The 23,496-nt window shown below is 65.2% G+C and carries 28 protein-coding genes and 1 tRNA gene; 13 read left to right on the forward strand and 16 right to left on the reverse strand.

The features are described from left to right. Positions 1-77: 77 nt before the first annotated feature. Both AC2TZ7_RS11305 and AC2TZ7_RS11310 read left to right on the forward strand, forming a co-directional pair. On the forward strand, positions 78-338 hold the full coding sequence (locus AC2TZ7_RS11305; RefSeq protein ID WP_098410819.1) for an RND transporter: 261 nt from the start codon (positions 78-80) through the stop codon (positions 336-338). Next, a complete protein-coding gene (locus AC2TZ7_RS11310; protein WP_489864294.1) occupies positions 335-1,600 on the forward strand; it encodes a glutamate-5-semialdehyde dehydrogenase in 1,266 nt (421 codons plus the stop codon). The genes AC2TZ7_RS11305 and AC2TZ7_RS11310 overlap by 4 nt, the downstream gene beginning before the upstream one ends. 25 nt (positions 1,601-1,625) lie before the next feature. Here the strand turns inward: AC2TZ7_RS11310 and AC2TZ7_RS11315 are convergent, their stop codons facing one another. Next, a complete protein-coding gene (locus AC2TZ7_RS11315; RefSeq protein ID WP_489864295.1) occupies positions 1,626-2,240 on the reverse strand; it encodes a histidine phosphotransferase family protein in 615 nt (204 codons plus the stop codon). Between the two features lie 25 nt (positions 2,241-2,265). On the opposite strand from AC2TZ7_RS11315, the gene AC2TZ7_RS11320 reads away from it, so the two are divergent. The 3 genes from AC2TZ7_RS11320 to olsA all read left to right on the forward strand — a co-directional run bounded on the left by AC2TZ7_RS11320 (position 2,266) and on the right by olsA (position 4,215). Next, entirely contained in the window at positions 2,266-2,445 is a 180-nt protein-coding gene (locus AC2TZ7_RS11320) for a DUF3553 domain-containing protein (RefSeq protein ID WP_093477165.1), read from the forward strand. Positions 2,446-2,614: 169 nt separating this feature from the next. Then, the gene (gene olsB / locus AC2TZ7_RS11325) at positions 2,615-3,391 is read left to right on the forward strand and encodes an L-ornithine N(alpha)-acyltransferase (RefSeq protein WP_232621755.1); all 777 of its coding nucleotides are present in this window, start codon (positions 2,615-2,617) and stop codon (positions 3,389-3,391) included. Continuing rightward, positions 3,388-4,215, forward strand: coding sequence for a lyso-ornithine lipid O-acyltransferase (gene olsA / locus AC2TZ7_RS11330; RefSeq protein WP_489864296.1), 828 nt, complete (start codon positions 3,388-3,390; stop codon positions 4,213-4,215). The genes olsB and olsA overlap by 4 nt, the downstream gene beginning before the upstream one ends. Here olsA and AC2TZ7_RS11335 read toward each other — a convergent pair. The 3 genes from AC2TZ7_RS11335 to tyrS all read right to left on the reverse strand — a co-directional run bounded on the left by AC2TZ7_RS11335 (position 4,191) and on the right by tyrS (position 5,916). After that, on the reverse strand, positions 4,191-4,415 hold the full coding sequence (locus AC2TZ7_RS11335; protein ID WP_078523132.1) for a ribbon-helix-helix domain-containing protein: 225 nt from the start codon (positions 4,413-4,415) through the stop codon (positions 4,191-4,193). The two genes, olsA and AC2TZ7_RS11335, sit on opposite strands and share 25 nt — an antisense overlap. Next, a complete protein-coding gene (locus tag AC2TZ7_RS11340) occupies positions 4,412-4,594 on the reverse strand; it encodes a DUF4169 family protein (protein ID WP_078523133.1) in 183 nt (60 codons plus the stop codon). Before AC2TZ7_RS11340 ends, AC2TZ7_RS11335 begins: the two co-directional genes overlap by 4 nt. 74 nt (positions 4,595-4,668) lie before the next feature. Next, positions 4,669-5,916, reverse strand: a complete 1,248-nt coding sequence (tyrS, locus tag AC2TZ7_RS11345; RefSeq protein ID WP_489864297.1) for a tyrosine--tRNA ligase — start codon at positions 5,914-5,916, stop codon at positions 4,669-4,671. A 59-nt stretch (positions 5,917-5,975) separates the two neighbouring features. Here tyrS and AC2TZ7_RS11350 point away from each other — a divergent pair, with 59 nt between their 5' ends. Together AC2TZ7_RS11350 and AC2TZ7_RS11355 are read left to right on the forward strand one after the other, a co-directional pair. Then, a complete protein-coding gene (locus AC2TZ7_RS11350) occupies positions 5,976-7,085 on the forward strand; it encodes an anhydro-N-acetylmuramic acid kinase (protein ID WP_489864298.1) in 1,110 nt (369 codons plus the stop codon). A 78-nt stretch (positions 7,086-7,163) separates the two neighbouring features. Further along, positions 7,164-7,610 carry a DUF4405 domain-containing protein gene (locus AC2TZ7_RS11355; protein ID WP_489864299.1) on the forward strand — a complete coding sequence of 149 codons (447 nt, stop codon included), beginning with the start codon at positions 7,164-7,166 and terminating at the stop codon, positions 7,608-7,610. Here AC2TZ7_RS11355 and AC2TZ7_RS11360 read toward each other — a convergent pair whose 3' ends face one another. From AC2TZ7_RS11360 to AC2TZ7_RS11390, 7 genes are all read right to left on the reverse strand, one after another. Continuing rightward, positions 7,611-8,039, reverse strand: coding sequence for a cupin domain-containing protein (locus AC2TZ7_RS11360; RefSeq protein ID WP_078541337.1), 429 nt, complete (start codon positions 8,037-8,039; stop codon positions 7,611-7,613). After that, positions 8,036-8,710 (reverse strand): haloacid dehalogenase type II, encoded by a 675-nt coding sequence (locus AC2TZ7_RS11365; RefSeq protein WP_489864300.1) that lies wholly within the window; start codon positions 8,708-8,710, stop codon positions 8,036-8,038. Before AC2TZ7_RS11365 ends, AC2TZ7_RS11360 begins: the two co-directional genes overlap by 4 nt. A 200-nt stretch (positions 8,711-8,910) precedes the next feature. Next, complete coding sequence (eno, locus tag AC2TZ7_RS11370; RefSeq protein WP_098410826.1) at positions 8,911-10,185, reverse strand: phosphopyruvate hydratase; 1,275 nt, start codon at positions 10,183-10,185, stop codon at positions 8,911-8,913. A gap of 104 nt (positions 10,186-10,289) precedes the next feature. Beyond that, positions 10,290-11,186, reverse strand: coding sequence for a DMT family transporter (locus AC2TZ7_RS11375; RefSeq protein ID WP_489864301.1), 897 nt, complete (start codon positions 11,184-11,186; stop codon positions 10,290-10,292). A 64-nt stretch (positions 11,187-11,250) separates the two neighbouring features. Next, positions 11,251-11,970 carry an endonuclease/exonuclease/phosphatase family protein gene (locus AC2TZ7_RS11380; RefSeq protein WP_078523140.1) on the reverse strand — a complete coding sequence of 240 codons (720 nt, stop codon included), beginning with the start codon at positions 11,968-11,970 and terminating at the stop codon, positions 11,251-11,253. Positions 11,971-11,997: 27 nt separating this feature from the next. After that, positions 11,998-13,428: a protein adenylyltransferase SelO gene (locus AC2TZ7_RS11385; RefSeq protein WP_489864302.1), complete on the reverse strand. Its 1,431-nt coding sequence runs from the start codon at positions 13,426-13,428 to the stop codon at positions 11,998-12,000. Positions 13,429-13,497: 69 nt separating this feature from the next. Then, positions 13,498-14,598: an AI-2E family transporter gene (locus AC2TZ7_RS11390; RefSeq protein WP_255266445.1), complete on the reverse strand. Its 1,101-nt coding sequence runs from the start codon at positions 14,596-14,598 to the stop codon at positions 13,498-13,500. A gap of 179 nt (positions 14,599-14,777) precedes the next feature. Here AC2TZ7_RS11390 and AC2TZ7_RS11395 point away from each other — a divergent pair. Then, positions 14,778-14,867, forward strand: a tRNA-Ser gene (locus AC2TZ7_RS11395). A 121-nt stretch (positions 14,868-14,988) separates the two neighbouring features. Here AC2TZ7_RS11395 and AC2TZ7_RS11400 read toward each other — a convergent pair. Then, positions 14,989-16,191 carry a M24 family metallopeptidase gene (locus AC2TZ7_RS11400; RefSeq protein WP_489864303.1) on the reverse strand — a complete coding sequence of 401 codons (1,203 nt, stop codon included), beginning with the start codon at positions 16,189-16,191 and terminating at the stop codon, positions 14,989-14,991. A gap of 346 nt (positions 16,192-16,537) precedes the next feature. Between AC2TZ7_RS11400 and AC2TZ7_RS11405 the strand changes: the two genes are divergently transcribed. From AC2TZ7_RS11405 to AC2TZ7_RS11415, 3 genes are all read left to right on the forward strand, one after another. After that, positions 16,538-18,196, forward strand: coding sequence for a BCCT family transporter (locus AC2TZ7_RS11405; RefSeq protein WP_489864304.1), 1,659 nt, complete (start codon positions 16,538-16,540; stop codon positions 18,194-18,196). Between the two features lie 222 nt (positions 18,197-18,418). Next, positions 18,419-18,856 (forward strand): type II 3-dehydroquinate dehydratase, encoded by a 438-nt coding sequence (gene aroQ / locus AC2TZ7_RS11410; protein WP_489864305.1) that lies wholly within the window; start codon positions 18,419-18,421, stop codon positions 18,854-18,856. Between the two features lie 62 nt (positions 18,857-18,918). Beyond that, a complete protein-coding gene (locus tag AC2TZ7_RS11415) occupies positions 18,919-19,617 on the forward strand; it encodes a DUF2927 domain-containing protein (RefSeq protein ID WP_489864306.1) in 699 nt (232 codons plus the stop codon). Here the strand turns inward: AC2TZ7_RS11415 and AC2TZ7_RS11420 are convergent, their stop codons facing one another. After that, positions 19,618-20,355, reverse strand: a complete 738-nt coding sequence (locus AC2TZ7_RS11420; RefSeq protein ID WP_489864307.1) for a sulfite exporter TauE/SafE family protein — start codon at positions 20,353-20,355, stop codon at positions 19,618-19,620. It lies immediately after the preceding gene. A gap of 356 nt (positions 20,356-20,711) precedes the next feature. Here AC2TZ7_RS11420 and AC2TZ7_RS11425 point away from each other — a divergent pair, with 356 nt between their 5' ends. Next, positions 20,712-21,383 carry a phosphoribosyltransferase gene (locus AC2TZ7_RS11425; protein ID WP_489864308.1) on the forward strand — a complete coding sequence of 224 codons (672 nt, stop codon included), beginning with the start codon at positions 20,712-20,714 and terminating at the stop codon, positions 21,381-21,383. A gap of 13 nt (positions 21,384-21,396) precedes the next feature. Here the strand turns inward: AC2TZ7_RS11425 and AC2TZ7_RS11430 are convergent, their stop codons facing one another. From AC2TZ7_RS11430 to AC2TZ7_RS11440, 3 genes are all read right to left on the reverse strand, one after another. Then, positions 21,397-21,822: a DUF2267 domain-containing protein gene (locus AC2TZ7_RS11430; protein WP_489864309.1), complete on the reverse strand. Its 426-nt coding sequence runs from the start codon at positions 21,820-21,822 to the stop codon at positions 21,397-21,399. Positions 21,823-21,860: 38 nt separating this feature from the next. After that, positions 21,861-22,283, reverse strand: a complete 423-nt coding sequence (locus AC2TZ7_RS11435) for a c-type cytochrome (RefSeq protein ID WP_098410836.1) — start codon at positions 22,281-22,283, stop codon at positions 21,861-21,863. A 79-nt stretch (positions 22,284-22,362) separates the two neighbouring features. Then, a complete protein-coding gene (locus tag AC2TZ7_RS11440) occupies positions 22,363-22,449 on the reverse strand; it encodes an Hsp20 family protein (RefSeq protein ID WP_489866808.1) in 87 nt (28 codons plus the stop codon). Between the two features lie 203 nt (positions 22,450-22,652). On the opposite strand from AC2TZ7_RS11440, the gene AC2TZ7_RS11445 reads away from it, so the two are divergent. Beyond that, complete coding sequence (locus AC2TZ7_RS11445) at positions 22,653-23,492, forward strand: universal stress protein (protein WP_489864310.1); 840 nt, start codon at positions 22,653-22,655, stop codon at positions 23,490-23,492. Positions 23,493-23,496 lie beyond the last annotated feature (4 nt).

Genomic DNA, 23,496 nt, shown 5'->3' on the forward strand with positions numbered 1-23,496 from the left:
TCCCCTTTTACGGTAAAGTTGCGTTTGTGAACCGCGCTCCCATCGCTTATATCCGGGCGAAGTTTCGGGAGGAGCGCATGCGCTGGATCAAACAGGTTTTCGACCACATCACCCTTCTGCAGGCGGTGCTTTTGGCAGCGCTGCTCGGTCTCGCGCCATTCACCCCAGAGCCACATATCTGGGAAAAGCTGAAGATGTTGGTGGCGGGCACGCTGGTGCGTCCGATCGACTGGTTCGATCTGGTGATGCACGGGCTGCCGTGGATCGTGCTGGCGGTGAAGCTGGCGCAATGGGTGAAGACGGGACAGACCGGGAAATCCGGTAGAGGTGCGCAATGAAAGACGACATGGACGCCAAGGGGCTGATCGAGACGATGGGCGCGGCGGCGCGCGCGGCGAGCGCGGAGCTGGCCTTCGCCAGCGCCGAGGTGAAGCAAAAGGCGCTGGAAGCGGCCGCCGATGCGGTGCTCGCGCGCAAGGGCGAGCTCATCACCGCCAATGGCGAGGATATGGCCTACGGCGCCGAGAAGGGGCTCAGCCCCGCGATGATGGACCGGCTGATGCTGGACGACGCGCGGATCGAGGCGATCGCCAAAGGTCTGCGGGCGGTGGCGGCGCAGCGCGATCCGGTGGGCGACACGATCGCGGAATGGGACATGCCCTCGGGGCTGCATATCAAACGCGTGCGCACGCCGCTTGGCGTGATCGGCGTGATCTATGAATCGCGGCCCAACGTGACCGCGGATGCAGGCGCGCTGTGCCTGAAATCGGGCAATGCGGTGATCCTGCGCGGCGGCTCGGAGAGCTTCCATTCCAGCCGCGCGATCCATGCCTGCCTGCTCGAAGGGCTGCGCGCCGCGGGCCTGCCCGAAGCGGCGGTCCAGCTTGTGCCCACCCGCGACCGCGCCGCCGTGGCCGAGATGCTGCGTGCGACCGAATTCATCGACGTGATCGTGCCGCGCGGGGGCAAGGGGCTCGTCGGGCTGGTGCAGGCCGAGGCGCGCGTGCCGGTCTTCGCCCATCTCGAGGGCATCTGTCATATCTATGCCGACGGGGCCGCCGATCTGGAACAGGCGCGGGCCGTGGTGGTGAACGCCAAGACCCGGCGCACCGGGATTTGCGGTGCGATGGAATGTCTGCTGATCGACCGCGCTTTCTGGGACACCCATGGCGGCGTGCTGATCGAAGATCTGCTGAAGGCAGGAGTCGAGGTGCGCGGCACCGGCGAGCTGTTGTCGATCGAGGGCGTCACCGAGGCGAGCGCGGAAGATTTCGGGCGCGAATTCCTCGATATGATCTGCGCGGCCAAAATCGTGGATGGCGTGGATGGCGCGATCGAACATATCCGCCGCTATGGCAGCCAGCACACGGAATCGATCCTGACCGAGAATGACGCCGCCGCCGACCGCTTCTTCGAGCGGCTCGACAGCGCGATCCTGATGCGCAACGCCTCGACCCAGTTCGCCGATGGCGGCGAGTTCGGGATGGGCGCCGAGATCGGGATCGCGACCGGCAAGATGCATGCGCGTGGCCCGGTGGGCGCCGAGCAACTGACGTCGTTCAAATATCTGGTGACAGGGCAGGGCACGGTGCGCCCCTAAGGCGCACCCGACCACCCCGAAGCGCTCAGAACGCGATCGTGCCGCCCTCGGCATCGACAGACCAGTCGAGCCTGCGGCCCTGCCGGGCCGCCTCGCGCGGCAGCATTGCGAATTGCACCCGCGCCGGCGTCAGCTCCATCTGGGCGCCGTCGAGTACGGCGAAAACCTCCCGATTAGGCCGTGCTTTTTCGGAGCGCGCGGTGATCATCCAGCCATCGCCGCAGGGCAACGCGCGCAGTGTGCCGCCGAAGGGCAGCGCGGTCTCCAGGCAGAGCATCGCGAGAAACGCCAATTTTACCTCGGTGCGCGGCGCATCGCCCGGCACTTTCCACTCGTAGTCCAGACGGGTCTGCGCCGATAATTCGCCCAACATTCCGGCGACTTCCGCCTCGCCAAGCTGCTGTTCCGCGCCGGCCCGCCCGAAGGCCACCCGGAAGAACTTGACGCGCGCATTCGCCGCCGCCACGCTTTGGGTGATCAACTCGAGCTCGGGGCCGGGCGTATCGCGCGTCATGGAGAGCAATTCGACCCCATTGCCGATCGCCCCGATCGGGCTGATAAGGTCATGACACAGGCGCGAGCCCACAAGGGCGGTCAAATCATCGTCGTCCGTAGCCGCATTGGCGGTCTCGAATGGCATTAAAATCTCCAAAAGGTGAAATGTGATCTATGAAATTCTCGAACCCGGCATGCTGGTCAGAAACCCGGCCCAGCCGGACTGGGGCACCGGACAGGTGCAATCGCGTATCGGTGAAAAAGTGACGGTAAATTTTGAGCATCAAGGCAAGCTTGTCCTGGACGGTCGACGGGTAGCGCTGGAATTGGTTTTCTCTGAACAAAGTTGATGAAAGGTTAACATCTTCTTCGAATGGCAGGAGAAAAACTTGCAACTTCAGGGTGTGATATTTTCCCGTCACGCTCCTGGTGCCGATGCCACCGGTCGCGCCGCGCGATATTGCCAATCCGGGCGCGGCTTTCTAAACCGGGCCAGCGAAGATCGGCAGGAGGACGCCCGTGATCGACAGCGCCGCATTCGAAATCAGGCTGGCCCGTGATGCCGCCGATCTCGTGGCGTCGCAGCGGCTCCGCTACCGCGTTTTCGTCGAAGAGCTCGGCGGCGGCGGTGAGACGGTCGATCATGAAAATCGTCTCGAAAGCGACCGGCTCGATCCGGTCTACGATCACCTGCTGCTGGTCGATCCGGCACGCGCGGAAGGCGAGCATGTGGTGGGGGCCTATCGGCTTCTGCCCTCGGATCGGCTGGAACGGGCGGGGCAGTTTTACTGCGACAGCGAATATGACCTCGCGCCGCTGATCGGCACGGGCCGCAAGCTCTTGGAGCTGGGCCGCTCCTGCGTCGATCCGGACTATCGCGGCGGTGCGGCGATGCTGCTTTTGTGGAACGCGCTCGCCGACTACGTGCTCGCCCATGACATCGAGATTCTCTTCGGCGTGGCCTCTTTCCACGGCACCGATGCCGAGACGCTGAAAGCGCCGCTCTCCTGGCTGCATCACCATCACCTTGCGCCCGAACATATGCGCCCGCGCGCACGGCCCGAAGCCTATCAGCCAATGGACCTCGTGCCCGAGGACGCGCTGGATCGGCGCGCGGCGCTGGCTCAGATGCCCAATCTGATCAAGGCCTATCTGCGGCTTGGTGGCTTCGTGGGCGAGGGGGCCTTCATCGACCGTCCCTTCAACACCACCGATGTCCTTTTGCTGATGGATACCAAGGCGATGAGCGACAAGCATCGCAGCTTCTACACCCGCCGTTTCGAGGGCCGCGCGTGAGCTGGATCGAGGACGAGCCCGATCCCAAACCGCTTGGCGCGCTCGATTGGACGCGGGCTGTGTTGCGCGGTCTGATCTGGGGGCTGATGCTGCTGATCGGGCTGATCGTGCTGCTTCTGGTGCGTCTGGTAGAGCGCCCGGCTCACGGCCTGGCGCGGCCCTGGACGCCGTGGATCACGCAGGTGGTGTGTCGGATGAGCTTCCCGATCCTCGGGATCTCCTACCGCGTCACCGGGCGTCCGATGACCAAGATCGGCGCGGTGGTCGCAAATCACGGGTCGTGGCTCGATATTTTCGCGCTCAACGCCTGCCAGCGGGTCTATTTCGTCTCCAAGGCCGAGGTCGCCAAATGGCCCTTCGTCGGCTGGCTCGCACGGGCCACCGGCACCGTCTTCATCAAGCGCGATCCGCGCGAGGCCAAGACCCAGCAGGGGCTGTTCGAAGATCGCATCCGCGCGGGCCATCACCTGCTGTTCTTCCCCGAAGGCACCTCGACCGATGCGCGCCGGGTGATGCCCTTCAAGCCGACGCTGTTTCAGGCCTTCTACAGTCACGGGCTGGAGCGCGTGATGCAGATCCAGCCGGTCACCGTCGTCTACACGCCCCCTGCGGGCGAGGACGTGCGGTTCTATGGCTGGTGGGGCGATATGGGCTTCGGGCCGCATCTGATTAAGGTGCTGGCCCAGAAGCGGCAGGGCGCGGTCGAGGTGGTGTTCCACACGCCGCTCTCGGTCTCCGACTATCGCTCGCGCAAGGAGCTGGCTTGGGCGGCGGAAAGCGCCGTGCGCCGCGGCCTGCCTTACGAGATCGCGCGCGCCCGGTAATAGGCCAGAACATAGAGGCGGATTGCCGTGGCAAGGCCCGTCTCGGTGCCGCGATCCACATCAATTTCGGCCGCCAACTCATTGAGGCCAAGGTTTTTTTCGGTCGCGATGTCGCGGAAGGCACGCCAGAATTCATCCTCCAGCGTGACCGAGGTGCGGTGCCCGCCCAGCGTCAGGGAGCGTTTCTTCGGTCGGCTCATTCGTCGTGCTCGCGCTGATGCCCGTCGAGATCGCGCCGCTCTTTCGTGGCGCGGCTTTCCTGCAGCGTTTTCTCGGCCTTACTGCGCCCGAATTTCTCAGCGTTCACAGAGCCTTGCTCGCGTTTCTTCACGCGGGCCTGCTGCTTGCGGAATTGGTTGAGATTGGTGACCTTGCTCATAAGCAAAGAGTGCCACAGCCGATCGGTTCGGGAAAGGGGCTTGGGCGCGCCCGCATGAGGCGCGCCCGAAAGGTTTACTCGACTTCGACCAGCGCGTGGCGCTTCTTGCCCGCGCTCAGCTTCACCGGGGTCTCCAGATCGGCGGCAGTGAACATGCGGCCCGGATCGGCGCAGGTCTCGTCGTCGACTTTGAGCGCACCTTCCGCGATCAGCCGCTTGCCGTCCTTGCCCGATTTCGCAAGGCCCGAGCGCACCACGAGCTGCGCGAGGCTGATCCCGTCGCCCAGTTCCTCGACCGTCAGCGTGAGTGTCGGCAGATCGTCACCCACGCCGCCTTTTTCGAAGACCTCGCGCGCGGTCGCTTCGGCGGCATGCGCGGCGTCCCAGCCGTGGCAGAGTGCGGTGACCTCATTGGCCAGACGCACCTTCGCCTCGTTGATCTCGGAGCCTTCCAGCGCGCCCAGACGCTCGCACTCCGCCACCGGCAGCTCGGTATAGAGCTTCAGGAAGCGGCCCACATCGGCATCGGTCGTGTTGCGCCAGAACTGCCAGAACTCGTAAGGGCTCAGCATGTCGGAGTTCAGCCAGATCGCGCCCGAGGCCGATTTGCCCATCTTCTTGCCGTCCGAGGTGGTCAAGAGCGGCGAGGTCAGCCCGAAGATCTCGGAATCGAGCACGCGGCGCGTCAGGTCGATCCCGTTGACGATATTGCCCCACTGATCCGAGCCGCCCATCTGCAGCAGACAGCCGTAGCGGCGGTTCAGTTCGAGGAAGTCATAAGCCTGCAGGATCATGTAGTTGAATTCGAGGAAGCTGAGGCTCTGCTCGCGATCGAGCCGCGATTTCACGCTCTCGAAGGACAGCATCCGGTTGACCGAGAAATGCCGCCCGATATCGCGCAGGAAATCGAGGTAGTTCAGCCCGTCGAGCCATTCCGCATTGTTCAGCATCAGCGCCGGCGTCTCGGCCTCGTAATCGAGGTATTTCGCGAAGACCTGCTTGATGCCCGCGATATTGTCGTCGATCTGATCGGGCGTCAGCAGCGGGCGTTCATCGGCGCGGAAGGAGGGGTCGCCCACCTTCGTCGTGCCGCCGCCCATCAGGGTGATCGGCTGGTGGCCGGTCTTTTGCAGCCAGCGCAGCATCATGATCTGGATCAGCGAGCCGACATGCAGCGACTTCGCCGTCGCATCGAAGCCGATATAGCCCGGCACGGTGCCCTTCGCCAAAGCCTCGTCCAGCCCCTGATAATCCGTGCAGTCGGCCAGAAAGCCCCGCTCGATCATCACGCGCATGAAGTCTGATTTCGGATGGTAGGTCATCGTGCTTGTTCCTTTCGTCTGAGCGTGCGTATATCGGGGCAGGCGACGAGAGGGAAGCCATGTTGAAATCCGGGCCGGTCTGGGCAGTTGGCGCCATGTCGGGCACGTCCTTGGACGGGGTGGACGCGGCGCTCGTATTGACCGACGGAACCCGCATTCTCGATTTCGGCCGCAGCGACTACCGCCCCTATACCGAGGCCGAGCGCGCGACGCTTCACGCAGCTCTTGGGCATTGGCCCGGAGAGCCCGGTGTGGAAGAGGCCTGCGAGGTGGTCGAGACCGCCCATGCGGAACTGCTCAGCGGATTGGGAGAGGCGCAGGTCGTGGGGTTTCACGGCCAGACGCTCGCCCATGATCCCTACGGGATGCAGGGCCCGCGCCGCACCCATCAGGCAGGCGACGGCTCGGTTCTGGCCGAGGTGCTGTCGCGCCCGGTGGTCTGGGATTTCCGCTCCACCGATGTGGAGATGGGCGGGCAGGGCGCGCCGCTCGCGCCGTTCTTCCATTTCGCCTGCGCGAAATACGCCAAGCTCGATGCGCCGGCTGTGTTTCTGAACCTCGGCGGCGTCGGCAATGTCACCTGGGTCGATCCGCGCCAGCCTTCGGCAGAAGTGCCCGGCGCCGTTCTGGCCTTCGATACCGGCCCCGCCAACGCGCCGATCAACGACCTGATGCGGCTGCGGCGCAAGGCCGAGTTCGATGCGGGCGGGGAGCTGGCGCTGGCGGGTAAAGTCGATGACGCAGTGGTCGAGGCCTTCCTGACGCATCCCTATTTCCTGAAAATGCCGCCCAAATCGCTCGACCGGAACGATTTCCACGACATCCTGACCCGCGTCGCGGAACTCGATGATGCGGATGCGGCGGCGACGCTGACGGCCTGTGCGGCAGCCTCGGTCGCGCGCGCGGGCGAGCATTACCCGACGCCGCCGAAAGCGATCTATGTCTGCGGCGGCGGGCGGCTCAACACCGCGCTGATGGTGGCTTTGCAGCGGCGGATGAACGTGCCGGTGCAGCCGGTCGAGGATCTCGGGCTCGACGGCGACATGCTTGAGGCGCAGGCCTTCGCCTATCTCGCGGTGCGGGTCGCGCGCGGCATGGCGACCTCCGGGCCGTCCACGACCGGGGTTCCGGCGCTGATCGGCGGCGGCAAGGTCTCGCGCCCCGGCTAAATTCACATCACTTGATGCCGATCATGCCGCGCCGCGGCGCGGGGCGCTAGGATCGGCCTCATTGAAGAGGGGTATCCGATGTCTGAAACTCCAACCGATCCCTGTCCCACGCCGCAGGCGCGCAAGCAGGCCCCGTTCTCGAACCGGGCCGCCGCGGTCTTCCTCGCGGGGCTCAGCTTCGTCGTCATGGTCGTCTCCGGCCTCGTCGTCAGCATCGCGCCCTCGGGCCGGGTGGCGCGGGATATCGACTGGTCGCTCCTCGCGCTGAACCGCGCCAATTGGGAGCTGTTGCACCTTGCGATGGGGGTGCTCTTCATCTTCGCCGGTATCTGGCACATCAAGCTGCACTGGCCGGTGATCCGCAACCTGCTGTGGTCCGCGGCGGCGCAGACGCTGTGTCACCGGCGCGAATTGGCGCTGGCGGTCGGGCTGGTGGGCGCGGTGATCGTGCTGACGCTGCTCTGGTGGCCGCCGATCAGCTGGCTCGATCAGCTGGCCCGCTGGGCGAGCATCGGGCTCTGGTGATCAGCGGGGGATGTCGAATCCTCTCGGGGCCAGCTCGAACCCCTCGAAGCGAAAGCCCGGCGAGACGGTGCAGCTGACGAGGCTCCACGCCCCGGTCGAGCGCGCCGATTGCCACTGGCCCGCGGGCACGATCCCCTGCGGTTGATCGCCGCCAAGCACGTCGGGGCCCAACAGCAATTCCAGCACCGGCCCCGCCTCCTGCGGCGCGATATCGAGCTGCACCGGCGCGCCTGCGTGGAAATGCCAGATCTCGGTCGCGTCCACCCGGTGCCAATGGCTGCGCTCGCCGGCTTTGAGCAGGAAATAGATGCAGGTGCCCGAAGGGCGCGCGCCGTCTGCGGCCTCCGCCTCCCAGGTCTGGCGGTAATGCCCGCCCTCGGGATGGGGCGCGAGGCCGAGGGCTTCGATGATTGCGTCGGCCTCACTCATGCGAAAAGCTCCTTCGCCAGCGTCTCGAAATCGGGCGCAATCGCATCCCATTCCTCGCTCGGCAAAAGGTCCTTGTCCTGAGCGGGCCCGTATTCGGTGGGGCGCGGCACGAACGCGGTCTGCAGCCCCAGCGCCCGGGCGGCTGCGAGGTCGTCATTATGCGCGGCCACCATCATCACCTCTTCGGGCGGCAGGCGCAGCGCGGCGCAGGAGGCCAGATAGACCTCTGGCTTGGGCTTGTAGTCGTGCGCGATATCCGCGCCGAGAATGCAATCCCACGGCAGCCCCGCATGGCGCGCAAGCCGCGTCATCAGCGCGATGGACCCGTTGGAGCATGGCGCGATGATCGCATGGCGCCGCAGCGCGTGAAGACCGCTGACCACATCGGGCCACGGGTTCAGCCGCTCCCAGACATGCGAGAGGCTATCGGGCGCCGAGACCGCGAAGCGCTTGGCCACCCGGTACAGGTTCTCGCGATGCAGATCGTCGAGCGCCACATAGCCGCGCCCGCCGTCGCGAATGCGCCGCATCGCGGGATCGTATTCGGCGCGCCACGCATCGGCAAAGGCAAGGGATTCGATCCCGGGAAAGGCGATTTCCACCTCATGCGCGACCGAGTTGCGCCAATCGACACAGGTGCCGAACACATCGAAAATCAGAGCCTTGATCATGGCCCGACACTGACCCGGATTAGGGCACAGCGCAATCGTTCCGCATCTTCGCGCCAGATGCTGTGATCGAGGTCTGCGCGCGACCGCCGGGTGGGCGCTGCCCGGGCCGCTGTGCGGCTGATCCGGGCGAGGTGCAAAAGAAAACCCCCGGCGAAGCGCGTGCTCCGCCGGGGGCTTGGGTGTCTCACGTCAAGACGCGTTTAGCGCAGGATCGAACGCCCGGCATATTCCGCGGTCTCGCCCAGCGATTCCTCGATACGGATCAGCTGGTTGTATTTCGCGAGCCGGTCCGAACGTGCCAGCGAGCCGGTCTTGATCTGACCGCAGTTGGTGGCGACTGCGAGATCGGCGATGGTCGCGTCTTCGGTCTCGCCCGAACGGTGGCTCATCACGTTGGTGTAGCCCGCGCGATGCGCCATATCGACCGCCTGCAGTGTCTCGGTCAGCGTGCCGATCTGGTTGACCTTCACCAGCATCGAATTCGCGACGCCCTGCTTGATGCCATCGGCCAGACGCGTCGGGTTGGTCACGAAGAGATCGTCGCCCACCAGCTGCACCTTGTCGCCCAGACGCTCGGTCAGGAGCTTCCAGCCTTCCCAGTCGTCTTCGGCCATACCGTCTTCGATCGAGATGATCGGATAGGCGCCCAGCAGCTTTTCGAGATAGTCGACATTCTCTTCCGAGGTCAGCGACAGGCCTTCGCCGGTCATCTCGTATTTGCCGTTCTTGTAATATTCGGTCGAGGCGCAATCCATCGCGAGGTAGATGTCCTCGCCCGGTTTGTAGCCCGCTTTTTCGATCGACTTCAGGATGATGTCGAGCGCGGCAGTGGTCGAGCTGAGTTCCGGCGCGAAGCCGCCCTCATCGCCCAGACCGGTGGACATGCCGCCCGCCGAGAGCTCTTTCTTCAGCGTGTGGAACACTTCCGAACCCATGCGCACCGCGTCGCGGATATTGCCCGCCGAGACCGGCATGATCATGAATTCCTGGATGTCGATCGGGTTGTCGGCATGCTCGCCGCCATTGATGATGTTCATCATCGGAACGGGCAGGACGCGGGCCGAGGTGCCGCCGACATAGCGATAAAGCGGCAGGGTCGAGAAATCGGCAGCCGCTTTCGCGCAGGCGAGCGAGACGCCGAGGATCGCGTTGGCGCCGAGGCGGCCCTTGTTCTCGGTGCCGTCCAGTTCGATCATCGCGCGGTCGATCTCGACCTGCTCGGTGACGTCCTCGCCGACGAGGTTCTCCGCGATCTCGCCGTTCACGGCCATCACCGCTTCCAGAACGCCTTTGCCCATGTAGCGGGCCTTGTCGCCGTCGCGGCGCTCGACCGCTTCATGCGCGCCGGTGGAGGCGCCCGACGGCACGGCCGCCCGGCCCATCGTGCCGTCTTCGAGGATCACGTCGACTTCGACGGTGGGGTTGCCACGGCTGTCGAGAATCTCGCGGGCGTGGATGTCGATGATGGTGCTCATGGGGGCGCTCTCCTCGGGCTCCGGTTGATGCTTGGCTAGGTGCATACACCCGTGCTGCGCCTGCGAAAAGGCCGTAAGGGCGATTTCTGGAAGAAATGTTACCGCTAACGGCGGCCTTCACGACGCAATTTGGCCTGACGCCACAGCGCGTAGAGGCCAGAGCCCACGATCACCGCCCCGCCGATCAGTGTCCAGCGATCCGGCGGCTCGGCGAAAACGACGGTCGAAATCACGACGGCGAAAGCGAGGCGCGAATATCGGAACGGCATGATGACCGCGATTTCGCCCAGCCGCACCGAGGCGATCAGCGCGTAATAGCCCACCGGCCCGATTGCGAGCGCCCCAGCGAGGTAGAGCCAATCCATCGGCGCGGGCGTGACGATCGGCTCGGGCAGCACGGCCAGCAAAACCAGCCCCAGCGGCAACACGCAGAAGAAGCCGAGCGTCGCCACCTGCAGCGAGGTCACGTCGCGCGGCACGCGTCGCGTGGTGACGTCGCGCATCGACAGGCCGATGACCGCGCCGACCGCGAGAAGCGAGAGCATCGAGAATTCCTCGGTGCCGGGGCGGATCACGACCAGCACGCCCAGAAAGCCGATCAGAATGGCCGAGAGCCTGCGCCAGCCGACCCTCTCCTTGAGGAAGATCGCCGCGCCAAGCGTGGTCGCAAGCGGCGTCGCCTGATGGATCGCGGTGGCCTGGGCCAGCGGCGTGAAGGCCACGGCGGAGACGAAGAACCCGGTGCCGACGATCTCGCCCAGATTGCGCAGCCACAGCGCCCGCGACAGCAGCGAGCGGGTGAAGATGCGCTCTCCCTTCAGCTTGGCGAGCACCGCGAAGATCGTCGCGCCGCCAAGCCCCACCGCGGCGAGAATTTGCCCCACCGGCCAGTCGCCCGCGAGCATCTTGATGAACATGTCCTCCAGCGCGAACCCCGCCATCGCGAGGATCATCAGCATCGAGCCGCGCAGGTTGTCGTTTTCGCTGGTATCGGGTGTCATAGGGCGCTCCTGACCGGGTGGTCAGAGCCCACCTAGCGCGCGCGTGATCGGCCTTCAAGGCGCGTCACGAACTGGGATGCGCCCGGGTGACGATACCGCCGATATCGGCCCAGATCGGCAGGTGATCCGAGGCCACCCGCGCCAGCGGCGTATCCAGCACGCCCTTGCGGACCACCCGCAGCCCCGGCGAAGTCACGATCCGGTCGAGCTGGCCGATCGGCGCGCGCGAAGGATAGGTCGCGCCCGGCGCGTGGATGTGAAACCCGGTCAGCGCCTCGAACCCGTGCCGCGCGCGCCATTCGTTGAAATCGCCGATGGCGAGGGCGGGGTGCGGTTTCACCCCGGCCATGATCTCCGCGATCCGCGCCCATTGCGCGCGCCGATCCGTGCGCCGCAGTCCCAGATGCGCGGCGATCAGCAGGAAGGGCGCGCCGCTGTCGGGGGCGATATTCACCGCGATGGCGCCGCGTGGCTCGAGGCCGGGCAGGGTGACCGGCTCGACCCCCAGCACCCGCGAGCCGCGCCGCACCAGCACGACCTGCCCATGCCAGCCCAGCGAGGCGGCGGTGGTGCGCGGCATGTCGTGGCGGATGAAGTCGGTCTCTTCCTCAATCAGCTTCTGCGGCAGCGCAGCCGGCCGCTCGCCCATGCGTTTGTCGACCTCCTGCAAGGCGATCACATCGGCATGCAGCGCATTGATGACGTTCACGACCCGCGCCGGATCGTGCTTGCGGTCGGTCCCCACGCATTTGTGCAGATTGTAGGAAGCGATCCGAAGTGTCATTGTTCTGAGTGCCTTACAGGGTGGTCTTCATGTGCCGCAGAAGGTGCGGAAAACCCGCTCATCGGATTTCGGCGCGGCTTCATACGCGGCGTAACGCGGATCGTCTGCATAGGGGTCCGCAAGCGCGGCCATGAGCGTGTGAAGCGGGCCGTCATCGCCCTCGACCGCCGCCGCGATCATTTCCTCGATCCGGTGATTGCGCGGGATGCGCAGCGGGTTCGCGGCGGCCATGACGGAGCGCGGATCGTCCTCGCTGGCGATCCGCTTTTCCCAACCCTCGCGCCAGAGATCGAAGGCCATCGGCTCGGTGAATTCCTGCCCCGCTGCCTTAGGATCGCGCCGCAACGCACTGAAGACGCGCGTGAAATCGGCTTTCTCGGTCGACATGCGGTTCAGCAGGTCTTCGATCAGGGGCAGATCGTCTTCGGTCGCCTCCGCGATGCCGATCTTGCGACCCATCAGCCGCAGCCATTCGCGCTGATAGACCCCGATGAAGCTGTCGACCGCAGCGCTCGCCTGCTCGATGGCGGCATCGTCGTCACCGATCAATGGCATCAGGCAGGTCGCGAACTGCGCGAGGTTCCAGACCGCCACCTGTGGCTGGCGCGCATAGGCATAACGCCCTTGCTGGTCGATGGAAGAGAACACGCGCCCCGGATGGTAATGGTCCATGAAAGCGCAGGGGCCATAATCGATCGTCTCCCCGGAAAGCGCCATATTGTCGGTGTTCATCACGCCGTGGATGAAGCCGATTGCCATCCATTTCGCGACCAGCTCGCCTTGCTTCGCCGCGACCGCGCGCAGCACCTCAAGCGGCGTTTCGCAATCTGGATAGTGACGCTCTATCAATGTGTTGAGAAGCGTTCTTAATCCATCGCGGTCGTTGCGCGCCGCGAAATACTGGAAGGTGCCGACGCGGATATGGCTGCGCGCGACGCGGGTCAGGATCGCGCCGGGGCGGCCCGAGGCATCGCGCACCACGGTCTCGCCCGTGCGCACGGCGGCCAGCGCGCGCGTCGTCGGCACGCCCAGCGTCGCCATCGCTTCGCTGAGCACATATTCGCGCAGCACCGGGCCGATCCACGCCCGCCCGTCAGAGCGGCCGCGCGAAAACGGCGTGCGCCCCGCGCCTTTCAATTGCAGATCGAACCGCGCTCCGTCCGGCGCCACGATCTCGCCCAGCAGCACTGCGCGCCCGTCGCCCAGACGCGGCACGAAGCCGCCGAACTGGTGGCCTGCATAGGCCTGCGCGATCGGCTCGGCGCCTTCGGGCATCGTGTTGCCCGCAAGCATCGCGAGCCCCTCGTGGCTTTCCAGCCAATCGGCATCCAAGCCCAAACGCTCGGCAAGGTCGCGGTTCAGCAGCGCCAGTTCCGGCGCTTTCACCGGTTGGGGCGGCTGACGCTCGAAGAAGCAGTCGGGCAGGCGGGCATAGCTGTTGTCGAAGGGAATGGTCATGGGGTCTCCTTGCCTCCCTATCTAAGCCATGTGCCGGTCAATCCAATCCCTGCGCATGACCCGCAGCCCTCAATGGTCCATATCGGGCAGACCTTCGCGCGATAGCAGCACCGCCAGGGGCCTCAGGCGCGGGCTTTGCGCGCAGATGATCATCAGCGCCACCATGATCGGCACGGCGAGGAACATCCCCGGCAGACCCCAGACCGCGCCCCAGAAGGCGAGCGAGATGATGATCCCGAAGCTCGACAGCCGCAGCGCATGGCCCATCAGCATCGGGTCGATCACGTTGCCGATCACGAATTGCAGGATGCCGACCGCGACCAGCACCGTGCCCGCAGTATAGGGGTTCTGGGTCAGCACATAGACCGCGAGCGTCGCGATGACGGTTGCGATGATCGAGCCGATCGAGGGGATGAAGTTCAGCGCGAAGGTGATGATCGCGACCGGCAGCGCCAGATCGAACCCGCCCACGGTGAACACGCCATAGACCGCGACGGCGGTGACCGCGCTGACGATGGCTTTCACGAGAAGGTAGTGGTTCACCCGGCGCATGATCGTGCCGACCATCCGCGCGATCCGCTCGGCGCTCTCGGAATCACCCATCAGCGAGTTGAGCTTGGCGTCGAACCAGATCCGCTCGGCAAAGAGGAAGCCCACGAAGAGAATGATCAGGATCGTGGCCGACAGCAGGTTCGAGGCCTGACCCGCCAAGGTGGTCAGATAGCCCGCGACCTGAATGCTCTGCATCGATTCCAGAACCGATTGCTCGACCTCGGGGCCCATCCAGCCGAAGAGCTGCGCGATCGCCTGCTGCGCGGGGCCCGCATAGTTGAGCACCATCGTCACGACCGTGTTCACCTGAGAGATCAGCACCGCGCTCAGCGTCAGAAGGCTGCCCGCGATCAGCGCCAGCGCCACCAGCGAGGCCAGACGCGGCGGAATCGAGACCGGCCCGATGCGCAGCCGTCCGACCGCGTTGATCGCCTCGGAGGTCAGCGAGAACAGGATGATCGCGATGGCCAGCGAGATCAGGATGAACTTCGCCTGCACCATCAGGAACAGCGCCAGCGCAAAGGCGATGATGCCCAGAAGCACATTGGTGAGCGCACGCGGCTCGAACGCGCGCCCATCGATCAGGGCAGGGCGGCCCTCATCGGGAGTGTCCTTCATCTTCATCATCTTCCTGTGCCTGACCCTGACGGGGTCGTAACCGGTTTTTCTTATGCTAGGAGCCGCCGCGCAGGCGCGCAAGCGCCGAACCCGCGTGATTTCAGGGCTTTTTCATGACCTGCGCATTATTCCGGATCGGGTCTTGCATCCCGCCCGGATTTGCGGATAAACCCGCCGGCGGAGCGGTGGCCGAGTGGTCGAAGGCGCACGCCTGGAAAGTGTGTAGGCGGGGAACCGTCTCGAGGGTTCGAATCCCTTCCGCTCCGCCACAATTCCCCAGCATTCGCCAATAATACCCGCTTTGCGCAGGCCGCGCGCGATCTCTTTTCGGTCATGTCCATGCGGGCAGGTAGTCACGCGGGCAGCAAGGCCGCCCGCGCGTCGGTCACGTCAGCCCACTACGTTGAACGCGGGCCCGTAGGGATAGCCGGTGATGTTCTCATTGCCGACCTCGGTGATCACGAGGATGTCGTGCTCGCGGTAGCCGCCTGCGCCGGGCTGGCCCTCGGGGATCGTCAGCATCGGCTCCATCGAGATCACCATGCCGGGCTCCAGCACCGTGTCGATATCTTCGCGCAGCTCCAGCCCCGCTTCGCGCCCGTAGTAATGCGACAGCACCCCGAAGCTGTGGCCATAGCCGAAGGTGCGGTATTGCAGCAGATCGAGCTCGGCAAAGAAGGCGTTGATCTTCTCGGTCACGTCGGCGCAGCTCGCGCCCGGCTTCAAGAGGCTCATCCCGTATTCATGGGCGGCGACATTCGCCTCCCAGATTGCGCGCGAGGCGTCATCGACCTCGCCCACGAACAGCGTCCGTTCCAGCGCCGTGTAATAGCCGGAGATCATCGGGAAGGTGTTCAGCGACAGGATATCGCCACGCTGCAACACGCGCCCCGTCACCGGGTTATGCGCGCCGTCGGTGTTGATACCCGATTGGAACCAGACCCAGGTGTCGCGATACTCGGCCTCGGGAAACCGCTTGGCGATCTCCAGCTCCATCGCGTCGCGACCCGCCATCGCCACGTCGATCTCGCGCACGCCTTCGCGGATCGCCTCGCGGATCGCGTAGCCACCCACATCGGCGACCGCCGCGCCTTGCCGGATCAGCGCGATCTCGGCGGGCGATTTGTGCATCCGTTGCCGCATCGTGGCGGGGGCGATGTCATGGGTCACCGACGGCTCGAGGAAATCCTGCAAGAGCGCCGCCTGCGCCAGCGTCAGGTGATCGGATTCGACGCCCAGCACGCGGCGCTTGCCTGTCACCGAGGCAATCGCGCGCCAGTAATTGTTCCGCGCCCAGTCGGTATAGGTGATGTTGTCGCCATGGCAGCGCCGCCACGGCTGCGCGGCATCGATCCCCGCCGAGATCGTCACGCTGTCGCTTGGCGTCACCACAAGCGCGTAGGGCCGCCCGAAGGCGCAGTATAGAAAGCCCGAGTAATAGGCGATGTTATGCATCGAAGTGAACAGGCAGGCATCAATGCCCGCTTGGCTCATCGCCGCGCGGAGACCCGCGAGCCGCGCCTCGTATTCGGTGGCGGCGAAAGGCAGGATGCGCTCGCCTTGGTGAAATCGGTAAAAAGCAGGACGGTCCATCGGCACTCTTCCTTCTCAGAGGCCGTACCGCGCCGAGGGTCGATCTTCCCCCGTCGCGCGCTACGACAAAGCAAGATCCCGGCGTGCAGGATGGGTGATCGGGCGGGCGCGCCACGCGCCGGCGACGCCATCGCCTCAAGCCCTGCGCGGCAGATTGGGCGAAAATGTCGCCACTGCCAAGTCCTTACATTCAGCTGCGTGCGATTTGCTCTTTTTCCCGATCGGCGGAACCCGGCGCACGCGTGGAACATTGATCGATCCGAGGGAACCTCGCCGGAAACTGTGAGGAGCAGGCGCCCCGTTTGCGTCAATCGACGCGCCGCCGCGCCCTCAGAAAGGGAGACCAATGCACGATAAGATGCCGCAAGAACGGCTGTTCATATTCCCCAAGGTCCACAAGACGGTGTTCCTCGTCTCGGCGGTCCTCATCGTCGGGTTCATCGTCTTCGGCGCGATGTTCAGCGATCAGGCCAAGGCGCTGTTCACCGGGCTGCAGGGCTGGCTTGCGACCAATCTAGGCTGGGCGCTGATCGTCGAGGTGAACCTGTTCCTCGCCGCGACCGTCTTTCTCGCCTTCGGGCCTTACGGCGATATCCGACTGGGTCGCATGACCGACAAGCCCGCTTACGGGCTTTTTTCATGGACGGCGATGCTGTTCTCCGCCGGGATCGGGATCGGCCTGATCTACTGGGGCGTGGCGGAGCCGCTCTATCACTTCTTCGCCCCACCCATCGGCGAGGCGGAAACCCCGGCCTCCGCCCGGCAAGCGATGACCATCGCCTTCATGCATTGGGGCTTTCAGGCCTGGGCGATCTATGCGGTCGTGGCGCTGGCGCTGGCCTATTTCCACTTCCGCAAGGGCCTGCCGCTGACGATCCGCTCGGCGCTCTATCCGCTTCTGGGCGAGAAGATCTACGGGCCGTGGGGCTCTGCGGTCGATATCCTCGCGGTGTTCGGCACCATGTTCGGCATCGTGACCTCGCTGGGCCTTGGTGCGATGCAGATCAATTCGGGCCTCGGCACCGTCTTCGGCATCGGTCAGTCGACCACCGTGCAGATCATCATCATCGCCTGCATCACCGCGGCTGCGACCCTGTCGGTCGTGGCCGGTCTCGATGGTGGGATCAAGCGGCTGTCGAACCTCAATATCGGCCTGTCGATCGTCTTCCTCGCCTTCATGGTGATCGTCGGCCCGTCGGTCTTCATCTTCGACCTCTTCGTCCAGAGCTATGGCGACTACTTCGCGGAGCTCGTCAGCTGGGGCTCCTGGACCGAGGCGTGGCAGAAGGACGGCTCGTGGCAGAATAGCTGGACGATCTTCTACTGGGCGTGGTGGATTTCCTGGTCGCCCTTCGTCGGCGTCTTCATCGCGCGCATTTCGAAAGGGCGCACGATCCGCGAATTCGTGGTCGGCGTGATGCTCTTGCCGACGACGATCATGTTCTTCTGGTTCTGCGCCTTCGGGGGCACCGCGCTCGACATCTCGCTCGGCGGTGACAGCACCATCGTGGACGCGACGAAGAACGCCTATGGCGATGCGATGTTCGCGCTGCTCGAGCATTTCCCGCTGGCGAGCCTGACCTCGGGCTTCGCGGTGATCCTGATCGTGATGTGGTTCGTGACCTCCTCGGATTCGGGCTCCTTCGTGATCGACATGCTGACCGCGGGGGGCGATGCCGATCCGCCGAAGGTGCAGCGGATCTTCTGGGCGATCACGGAAGGCGCGGTGGCCTCGGTGCTGCTGCTTGCAGGCGGGCTGAACGCGCTGCAGGCCGCGGCGGTCGTCGCGGGCTTTCCCTTCGCGATCGTGTGCTTCTTCATCCTCATCGGCTTGTTGAAAGCGCTGCGATGGGACCCCTTGATGCTCTATCGCCACAACCAGCGCTACCGGAGCGACGAGGAGGCCGATAACGCGATGCCCTCCGAATTGCCGGGCGATCTCTACGGGGCCGATCCGACCCCGCCGCCGGCGCCGCAAGGCGCGCAAGCCAACCCTGCGGAGTGATCGCAAGACCGAAGACGAGAGAAGGCCGGGCCACAGTGCCCGGCCTTTTCATGCGGGAAAGACCGGGGTGAGGCAGCGTCCGGGATGTCTTGATCGCGGTGAGTTGGTCGAGGATCGCCCCGCTTTTGCTGGACGCGAACCCGCGCAAGGCCCTATAGCTTGAGGAAATGATCCGCGCTGGGGGCAGGGCGCGCCCGCCCCACGCGCCATCCGGAGCGCAGAATGTCGAAGACCATCCATATCCTCAACGGCCCGAACCTGAACCTTCTGGGCAAGCGCCAGCCCGAGATCTACGGCTCGGACACGCTCGAGGATGTGGAGCGGATCTGCCGCGAGGAGGCGCAGCCCCGAGGCTTCGAGGTCGCGCTGTTTCAGTCGAATTTCGAAGGCGAGATCGTAGAACAGATCCACCGCGCGCGCGACGCGGCCTGCGCCATCGTGATCAATGCCGGCGCCTATACCCACACCTCCGTCGCGATCCTCGATGCGCTCAACACCTTCGAGGGGCCGGTCTTCGAAGTGCATATTTCGAATGTTCACAAACGCGAAAGCTTCCGCCATCATTCCTTCATCTCGCAGCGGGCGGAGGGGGTTCTGGCGGGCTTCGGGATAGAGGGTTACGCCCTCGCCACCCGCCGCGCCTGTTCGGTTCTGAGTTAAGAGAGGGCTTTAAGATCGGTCTGCAAGGGTCTGAAAAGGTAATAGGAATTTCTCGCCGGGTGATGTCCGGTGCAGCCAGTATCGCGCTTGCGCTGAGCGTCGCGCTCCCCGCGCAGGCGCGCGACACCGGCGCTGATCGCAACATCGCCAATTCCGGCAAGATGAGCGATCGCGACTTCTACCGGGCGATGGCCTGCGCCGCGCGTCCCGGGGGCGCCTGCACCTTGCCCTATCGCCGATGGGCCGCCAGCAAGTGCCGCGATCTGACGGTGGGCCTCGCCTTCCGCTCAAAGCATTTCCCCGCCAAGCGCGCCCATGCCATCGAAGAGGCCGCCCGCGCAGCGATCGAGCAGATCAACAAGACCGGCGCCGCGCTGCACCTGAGCTATGCCGGGGCGCGTCCCGCGGATATCAATCTCTATCTGACCGACACGCCCGTGGGCGGCACCGTGCGGGGAACGCCCTCGCACCGCCTCAACGGCAGGCGGCTCGGTCGGGGCACGGTCGCGAAAGTGACCTTCTACTGGCAGACGCATACGGGCCGGATCACCGATGCCGATATCGCCTTCAGCCGGGACATCCAGATGCGCGATATCCGCTCGGTCGTGCTGGAGGAAATCGTGCAGTCGCTGGGCTTTTCGACCGATCTGGAAGACCCGTACTATACGCAAAGTTCGATCTTCTCGGAGAACGGGAATTCGGTCACGCGGTTGATCGGGCAGGATGCGATGACCCTGCGCAGCCATTACCCGCCGCGCTGATCACATCACCTGCATCCCGCCGCGGATCAGCAGCAGAGCCGACAGTACCGCCAGCATGATCTGGATGACCCGCATATAGAGCTGCTGCGACAGCCGCGCGGTCAGCCAGCGCCCCGCGACGGTGCCCGCGATGCCTGCCACCGCAAGCCCCGCAACCAGCGACCAGTTCAACCCGTCGAGCTGACCGATCACCCAATAGGCGGGCAGTTTCACGATATTGCCGATCGCGAAAGCAATGGCGATGGTGCCCGCGAATTCCAGTTTGGGCAGCTTCTGCGGCAACAGGTAAGCCTGCACGGGCGGCGCGCCGGAATGGGTGATGAAGCTCGCGATCCCGGTCAGCGTGCCCCAGAACAGCCCTGGTACGATACGGGCCTCGGCTTGGCTCTCGTCATGGCGTTTCAGCCAGGCCCGCGCGACATGCCAGATCCCGATCAACCCGGTGAAGATCAGCAGCGCCCATTCGGGTGTGTAGGGCGTGATGAGGGTCGCGATTGCGACGCCCGCGAGGATCGAAGGCACGAGGATGAACAGGTTCCGCTTCGAGAAATGGTGGCGGTAGAGCCAGACGCCCACCCAATCGGTCACGATATAGACCGGCAGCAGCGTCGCCGCCGCCTTAACCGGGTTCATGAACAGCGCCAGCATCGGCACCGCGATGGCCGCGGCGGTCGACAGCCCACCCTTCGACATCCCGACGATCAGGGCCGCCACGATCAGCAAAACGATTTCATACATGTAAACGGGGTCCGGTCGGGAGGGGAGGATCGGGCGCAACCGCCCACGGGCAGACGCTCGGCCGCAGTGTCGGACAGCGCGTGGCACCCGTCACCCACGACGAGAATACGGTTGTCTTTCAAGCTCATGGCACTGATCTCCTGCTTCTGGCCCGCTGCGCTCAGCCATGCGGCGACCGCCTGAAGTCGACATAGGGCCGCCCGCGCGACGGTCCCGAATTTCTTTTCACGATCTGGGGAGCGGGCAGGGGCTTGGGGGCGAAAGCCGTCGCCTCGGACTTGTTCGCGATCAATGCCGCGCCCTCTATGGCACGGCACGCTGGCCTCCGACTGCACCCATGGGCAGGGGAGGCCCGCATGAGCGATCTCGAAGGCTATACCGACCGGACCGAGGCGGGGGTCGTCCTCGCGCGTCAGCTTGACGCCTATCGCGGGCGCGATGCGGTGGTTCTTGCGCTGCCGCGTGGCGGGGTGCCGGTCGCGTGGGAGGTGGCGGAGCGCCTCGATCTGCCGCTGGATCTTGTCTTCGTGCGCAAGCTCGGCGCGCCCAGCAATACCGAAGTGGCGCTTGCAGCGATCGCCGGGCTGCGTGGCGAGGTGCTGGTGCGCAATGCCGATGTGATCCGCGCCAGCGGCTGCGACGAGGCGACACTGGAGGGCCTTGCCACCCGCGAGCGCGAGGTGATCGCGGACCGGATCAAGCGCTACGGCGCACCGGGACTGCCGCTCGCCGGGCGGGTCGCGATTATCGTGGATGACGGGGTGGCGACTGGGGCCACGATGCGCGCGGCGCTGCGGGCGGTTCGGGCCGCCGGTCCCGAAGAGCTGGTCTGCGCGATCCCGGTCGCGTCAGAGGACGCTCTGGAGGCGATCCGCACCGAGGCCGACCGCGTGATCTGCCCGCTGGTGCCGTCGTATTTTGGGGCGGTCGGGGCCTATTACACCTATTTCGGGCAGGTTCCCGATGCGGAGGTCGCACAAATCCTCGCCACGGCGCAGGCGCGACCGTCGCGCAAGGATCGGGCCTAGCGGCCCCGCCCGGTCAGGCCATCAGGCTGCGCAACGAATGGCGCATCGCCTGCGTCACCTGCCGATATTCGCCCTCGGAAATCCGTTCATGCAGCAGATCGAACACCGCCGCCACTTCCGCTTCGGGATCGTCGAGCGGTCGGTCGCCAAACGCCTCGTTGACCCGTCCCACAAAGGCGTCGCGATTGCGCGGATGGGCCGGCTGGCGCGAGGGCACGAACCCGTCGTAGTAAATCCCGCGCAGCAGCACCGGAAGTTGCGCCCCGAGATCGGCAGCTTCCGCGGTGGTCAGGAAATCGCGGATCGCGTGCAAGGTCGTGCGCAGCAGCAGATAGGCGTGGCTGCGGTCCTTGTTGTCCAAGCGATATTCCAGATCGTTGAGCCATTCCGCCACGATCTGCGGGGCGTGGTCGATGGCACTCAGGCCGGTCACTTTCATCGGTCATACCTCCCGGATGGATTGCTCAGGACGCTGCCTCAGCTTTGGATGCTTGCGAGATATTCCGCGATCAGCAGGATTTGCCCGCGCGTGTAGACCTCCGCGTTGAGCGCGCCGACCGTGCCTGCGGTCTCCTCCATCATCGTCGAGCCGAAGCTGGGCATCGCGCCCCGGTGGAAGGGCATCTGCTGGCCCCCGTCGATCAGATGCACGACCCGCGCGAGCGGAAATTCCCCGTTATTATTCGCCGAAAGCTGGGTCAGCGCCGGCACTTGAGTGGTGAAATATTCGCTGAGCGGCCCGTCGCCGGCCGCGCTCTTGCCGTGGCAGGTGGCGCAGTAATTCTGGTAAAGATCGGCCCCCATCTGCGCCGCGGTCATCGGGCTGCTCGAGGCCTCTTCCGCACTGGCGGGCAAGGCCCATGCGAGGGCTGCGAGGGTTGCAAGAATGGCTCTGGTCATCGGACTGTTCTTCCGGTTCAGGGGGCGGTCCGTCGCGCTGAAAGTTCGGGGCGCGAAGGGCCGCCCGGTTGATGCGCGCTCATCGCGCCTTGACGTCGATGCGGCGATCTTTTTCGCGCGCTTCGGCGGTTTTCGGCAGGGTCACGGTCAGGACCCCGTCGCTCAGACATGCTGGATCTCCCGTGCGAAGGGTCTCGGTGGAACGAGTTCAAGCCTCTCACGACCGGCGCGACACCCGCATTGACGGCGCGCATAGCGGCGACCAGCGGCCCGAGGCGCATGAACCGCTTGGACGTTGCGCGTGATCAATGCCGCCGCGTGCGCAGCGGCGCAGTCTTGGCGCGATGCCACCCACTCAGGAGCCCCAAGATGATTCCGCGCACCCTCGCCGCTGCCTTTCTCGACACAGATGAAGCGCGCTGGCTCGCCCCGATGGCGGCCGCGCTGTGTCGCCGCTTCGAGGCGCATCTGATCGGAGCGCATGGCGTCGAGCCGCTGCCGCTGTTGGGCGGCGATCTTGCGAGCGATCCGATCGTCTATCCCGAATTCGTCGATTGGCAACGCAAGGAGGCGGCCGCGATCCGCGAGACCTTCGAGCATGCGCTGAAGGCCGAGGATGTTCAGGGCGCGTTCCGCAGCCCGAGCGGTGTGCGCGACGCGCTGATCGATTTCCTCGTCGATAGCTGCCGCGCCGCCGATCTCGTCCTGTCCGCGCAGGTGCCGACCCATGCCGGGCGCGCGGGCGATCTGCGTATGCAAGAGCAACTGATCCGCCAGGCCGGGCGTCCGGTGCTGGTGGTGAGCGAGGCTGCGCAACTCAATAAGCCCGCACAGCATATCCTCGTCGGGGTTTCGTGCAGCCGCGAGGCGATGCGGGCGGTGCATGACATGCTCTATCTTGCGGCGCACGGCGCGCGGATCGATCTGCTCTCCGTTTCACCCTCAGAGGGAGAGCGGGAGGCCGTGGACGATCTGCGCGACGACCTCGCGGCGGCGCTGGACCGGCGCGGCTTCGACGTGACGCTTCTGGACCGGATGAAGACGACCTCGGAAGCGGGCGATGCGTTGCTCCATACCGCGCGCGAACGCGGGGCCGAGATGATCGCGGTCGGCGCCTATGGCCATTCGCGGCTCTATGACTTCGTGATCGGCGCGGTGACCACGCGCCTGTTGGAAAAATCCCATCTGCCGGTGCTGTTCTCAAAATAGGTGA

It is taken from the genome of Thioclava sp. ISO4, from assembly GCF_058105145.1.

Coding starts and splice junctions, on each gene's coding strand:
- AC2TZ7_RS11380 (WP_078523140.1), bottom strand. CDS start 11,970: ATGACACTTCGGATCGCTTCCTACAATCTGCACAAATGCGTGGGGACC.
- AC2TZ7_RS11405 (WP_489864304.1), top strand. CDS start 16,538: ATGCACGATAAGATGCCGCAAGAACGGCTGTTCATATTCCCCAAGGTC.
- AC2TZ7_RS11350 (WP_489864298.1), top strand. CDS start 5,976: ATGTTGAAATCCGGGCCGGTCTGGGCAGTTGGCGCCATGTCGGGCACG.
- AC2TZ7_RS11435 (WP_098410836.1), bottom strand. CDS start 22,283: ATGACCAGAGCCATTCTTGCAACCCTCGCAGCCCTCGCATGGGCCTTG.
- AC2TZ7_RS11305 (WP_098410819.1), top strand. CDS start 78: ATGCGCTGGATCAAACAGGTTTTCGACCACATCACCCTTCTGCAGGCG.
- AC2TZ7_RS11425 (WP_489864308.1), top strand. CDS start 20,712: ATGAGCGATCTCGAAGGCTATACCGACCGGACCGAGGCGGGGGTCGTC.
- AC2TZ7_RS11415 (WP_489864306.1), top strand. CDS start 18,919: ATGTCCGGTGCAGCCAGTATCGCGCTTGCGCTGAGCGTCGCGCTCCCC.
- AC2TZ7_RS11400 (WP_489864303.1), bottom strand. CDS start 16,191: ATGGACCGTCCTGCTTTTTACCGATTTCACCAAGGCGAGCGCATCCTG.
- AC2TZ7_RS11315 (WP_489864295.1), bottom strand. CDS start 2,240: ATGCCATTCGAGACCGCCAATGCGGCTACGGACGACGATGATTTGACC.
- tyrS (WP_489864297.1), bottom strand. CDS start 5,916: ATGACCTACCATCCGAAATCAGACTTCATGCGCGTGATGATCGAGCGG.
- AC2TZ7_RS11360 (WP_078541337.1), bottom strand. CDS start 8,039: ATGAGTGAGGCCGACGCAATCATCGAAGCCCTCGGCCTCGCGCCCCAT.
- AC2TZ7_RS11445 (WP_489864310.1), top strand. CDS start 22,653: ATGATTCCGCGCACCCTCGCCGCTGCCTTTCTCGACACAGATGAAGCG.
- AC2TZ7_RS11365 (WP_489864300.1), bottom strand. CDS start 8,710: ATGATCAAGGCTCTGATTTTCGATGTGTTCGGCACCTGTGTCGATTGG.
- aroQ (WP_489864305.1), top strand. CDS start 18,419: ATGTCGAAGACCATCCATATCCTCAACGGCCCGAACCTGAACCTTCTG.
- AC2TZ7_RS11340 (WP_078523133.1), bottom strand. CDS start 4,594: ATGAGCAAGGTCACCAATCTCAACCAATTCCGCAAGCAGCAGGCCCGC.
- AC2TZ7_RS11375 (WP_489864301.1), bottom strand. CDS start 11,186: ATGACACCCGATACCAGCGAAAACGACAACCTGCGCGGCTCGATGCTG.
- AC2TZ7_RS11390 (WP_255266445.1), bottom strand. CDS start 14,598: ATGAAGGACACTCCCGATGAGGGCCGCCCTGCCCTGATCGATGGGCGC.
- AC2TZ7_RS11430 (WP_489864309.1), bottom strand. CDS start 21,822: ATGAAAGTGACCGGCCTGAGTGCCATCGACCACGCCCCGCAGATCGTG.
- AC2TZ7_RS11310 (WP_489864294.1), top strand. CDS start 335: ATGAAAGACGACATGGACGCCAAGGGGCTGATCGAGACGATGGGCGCG.
- AC2TZ7_RS11420 (WP_489864307.1), bottom strand. CDS start 20,355: ATGTATGAAATCGTTTTGCTGATCGTGGCGGCCCTGATCGTCGGGATG.
- eno (WP_098410826.1), bottom strand. CDS start 10,185: ATGAGCACCATCATCGACATCCACGCCCGCGAGATTCTCGACAGCCGT.
- AC2TZ7_RS11385 (WP_489864302.1), bottom strand. CDS start 13,428: ATGACCATTCCCTTCGACAACAGCTATGCCCGCCTGCCCGACTGCTTC.
- AC2TZ7_RS11335 (WP_078523132.1), bottom strand. CDS start 4,415: ATGAGCCGACCGAAGAAACGCTCCCTGACGCTGGGCGGGCACCGCACC.
- AC2TZ7_RS11355 (WP_489864299.1), top strand. CDS start 7,164: ATGTCTGAAACTCCAACCGATCCCTGTCCCACGCCGCAGGCGCGCAAG.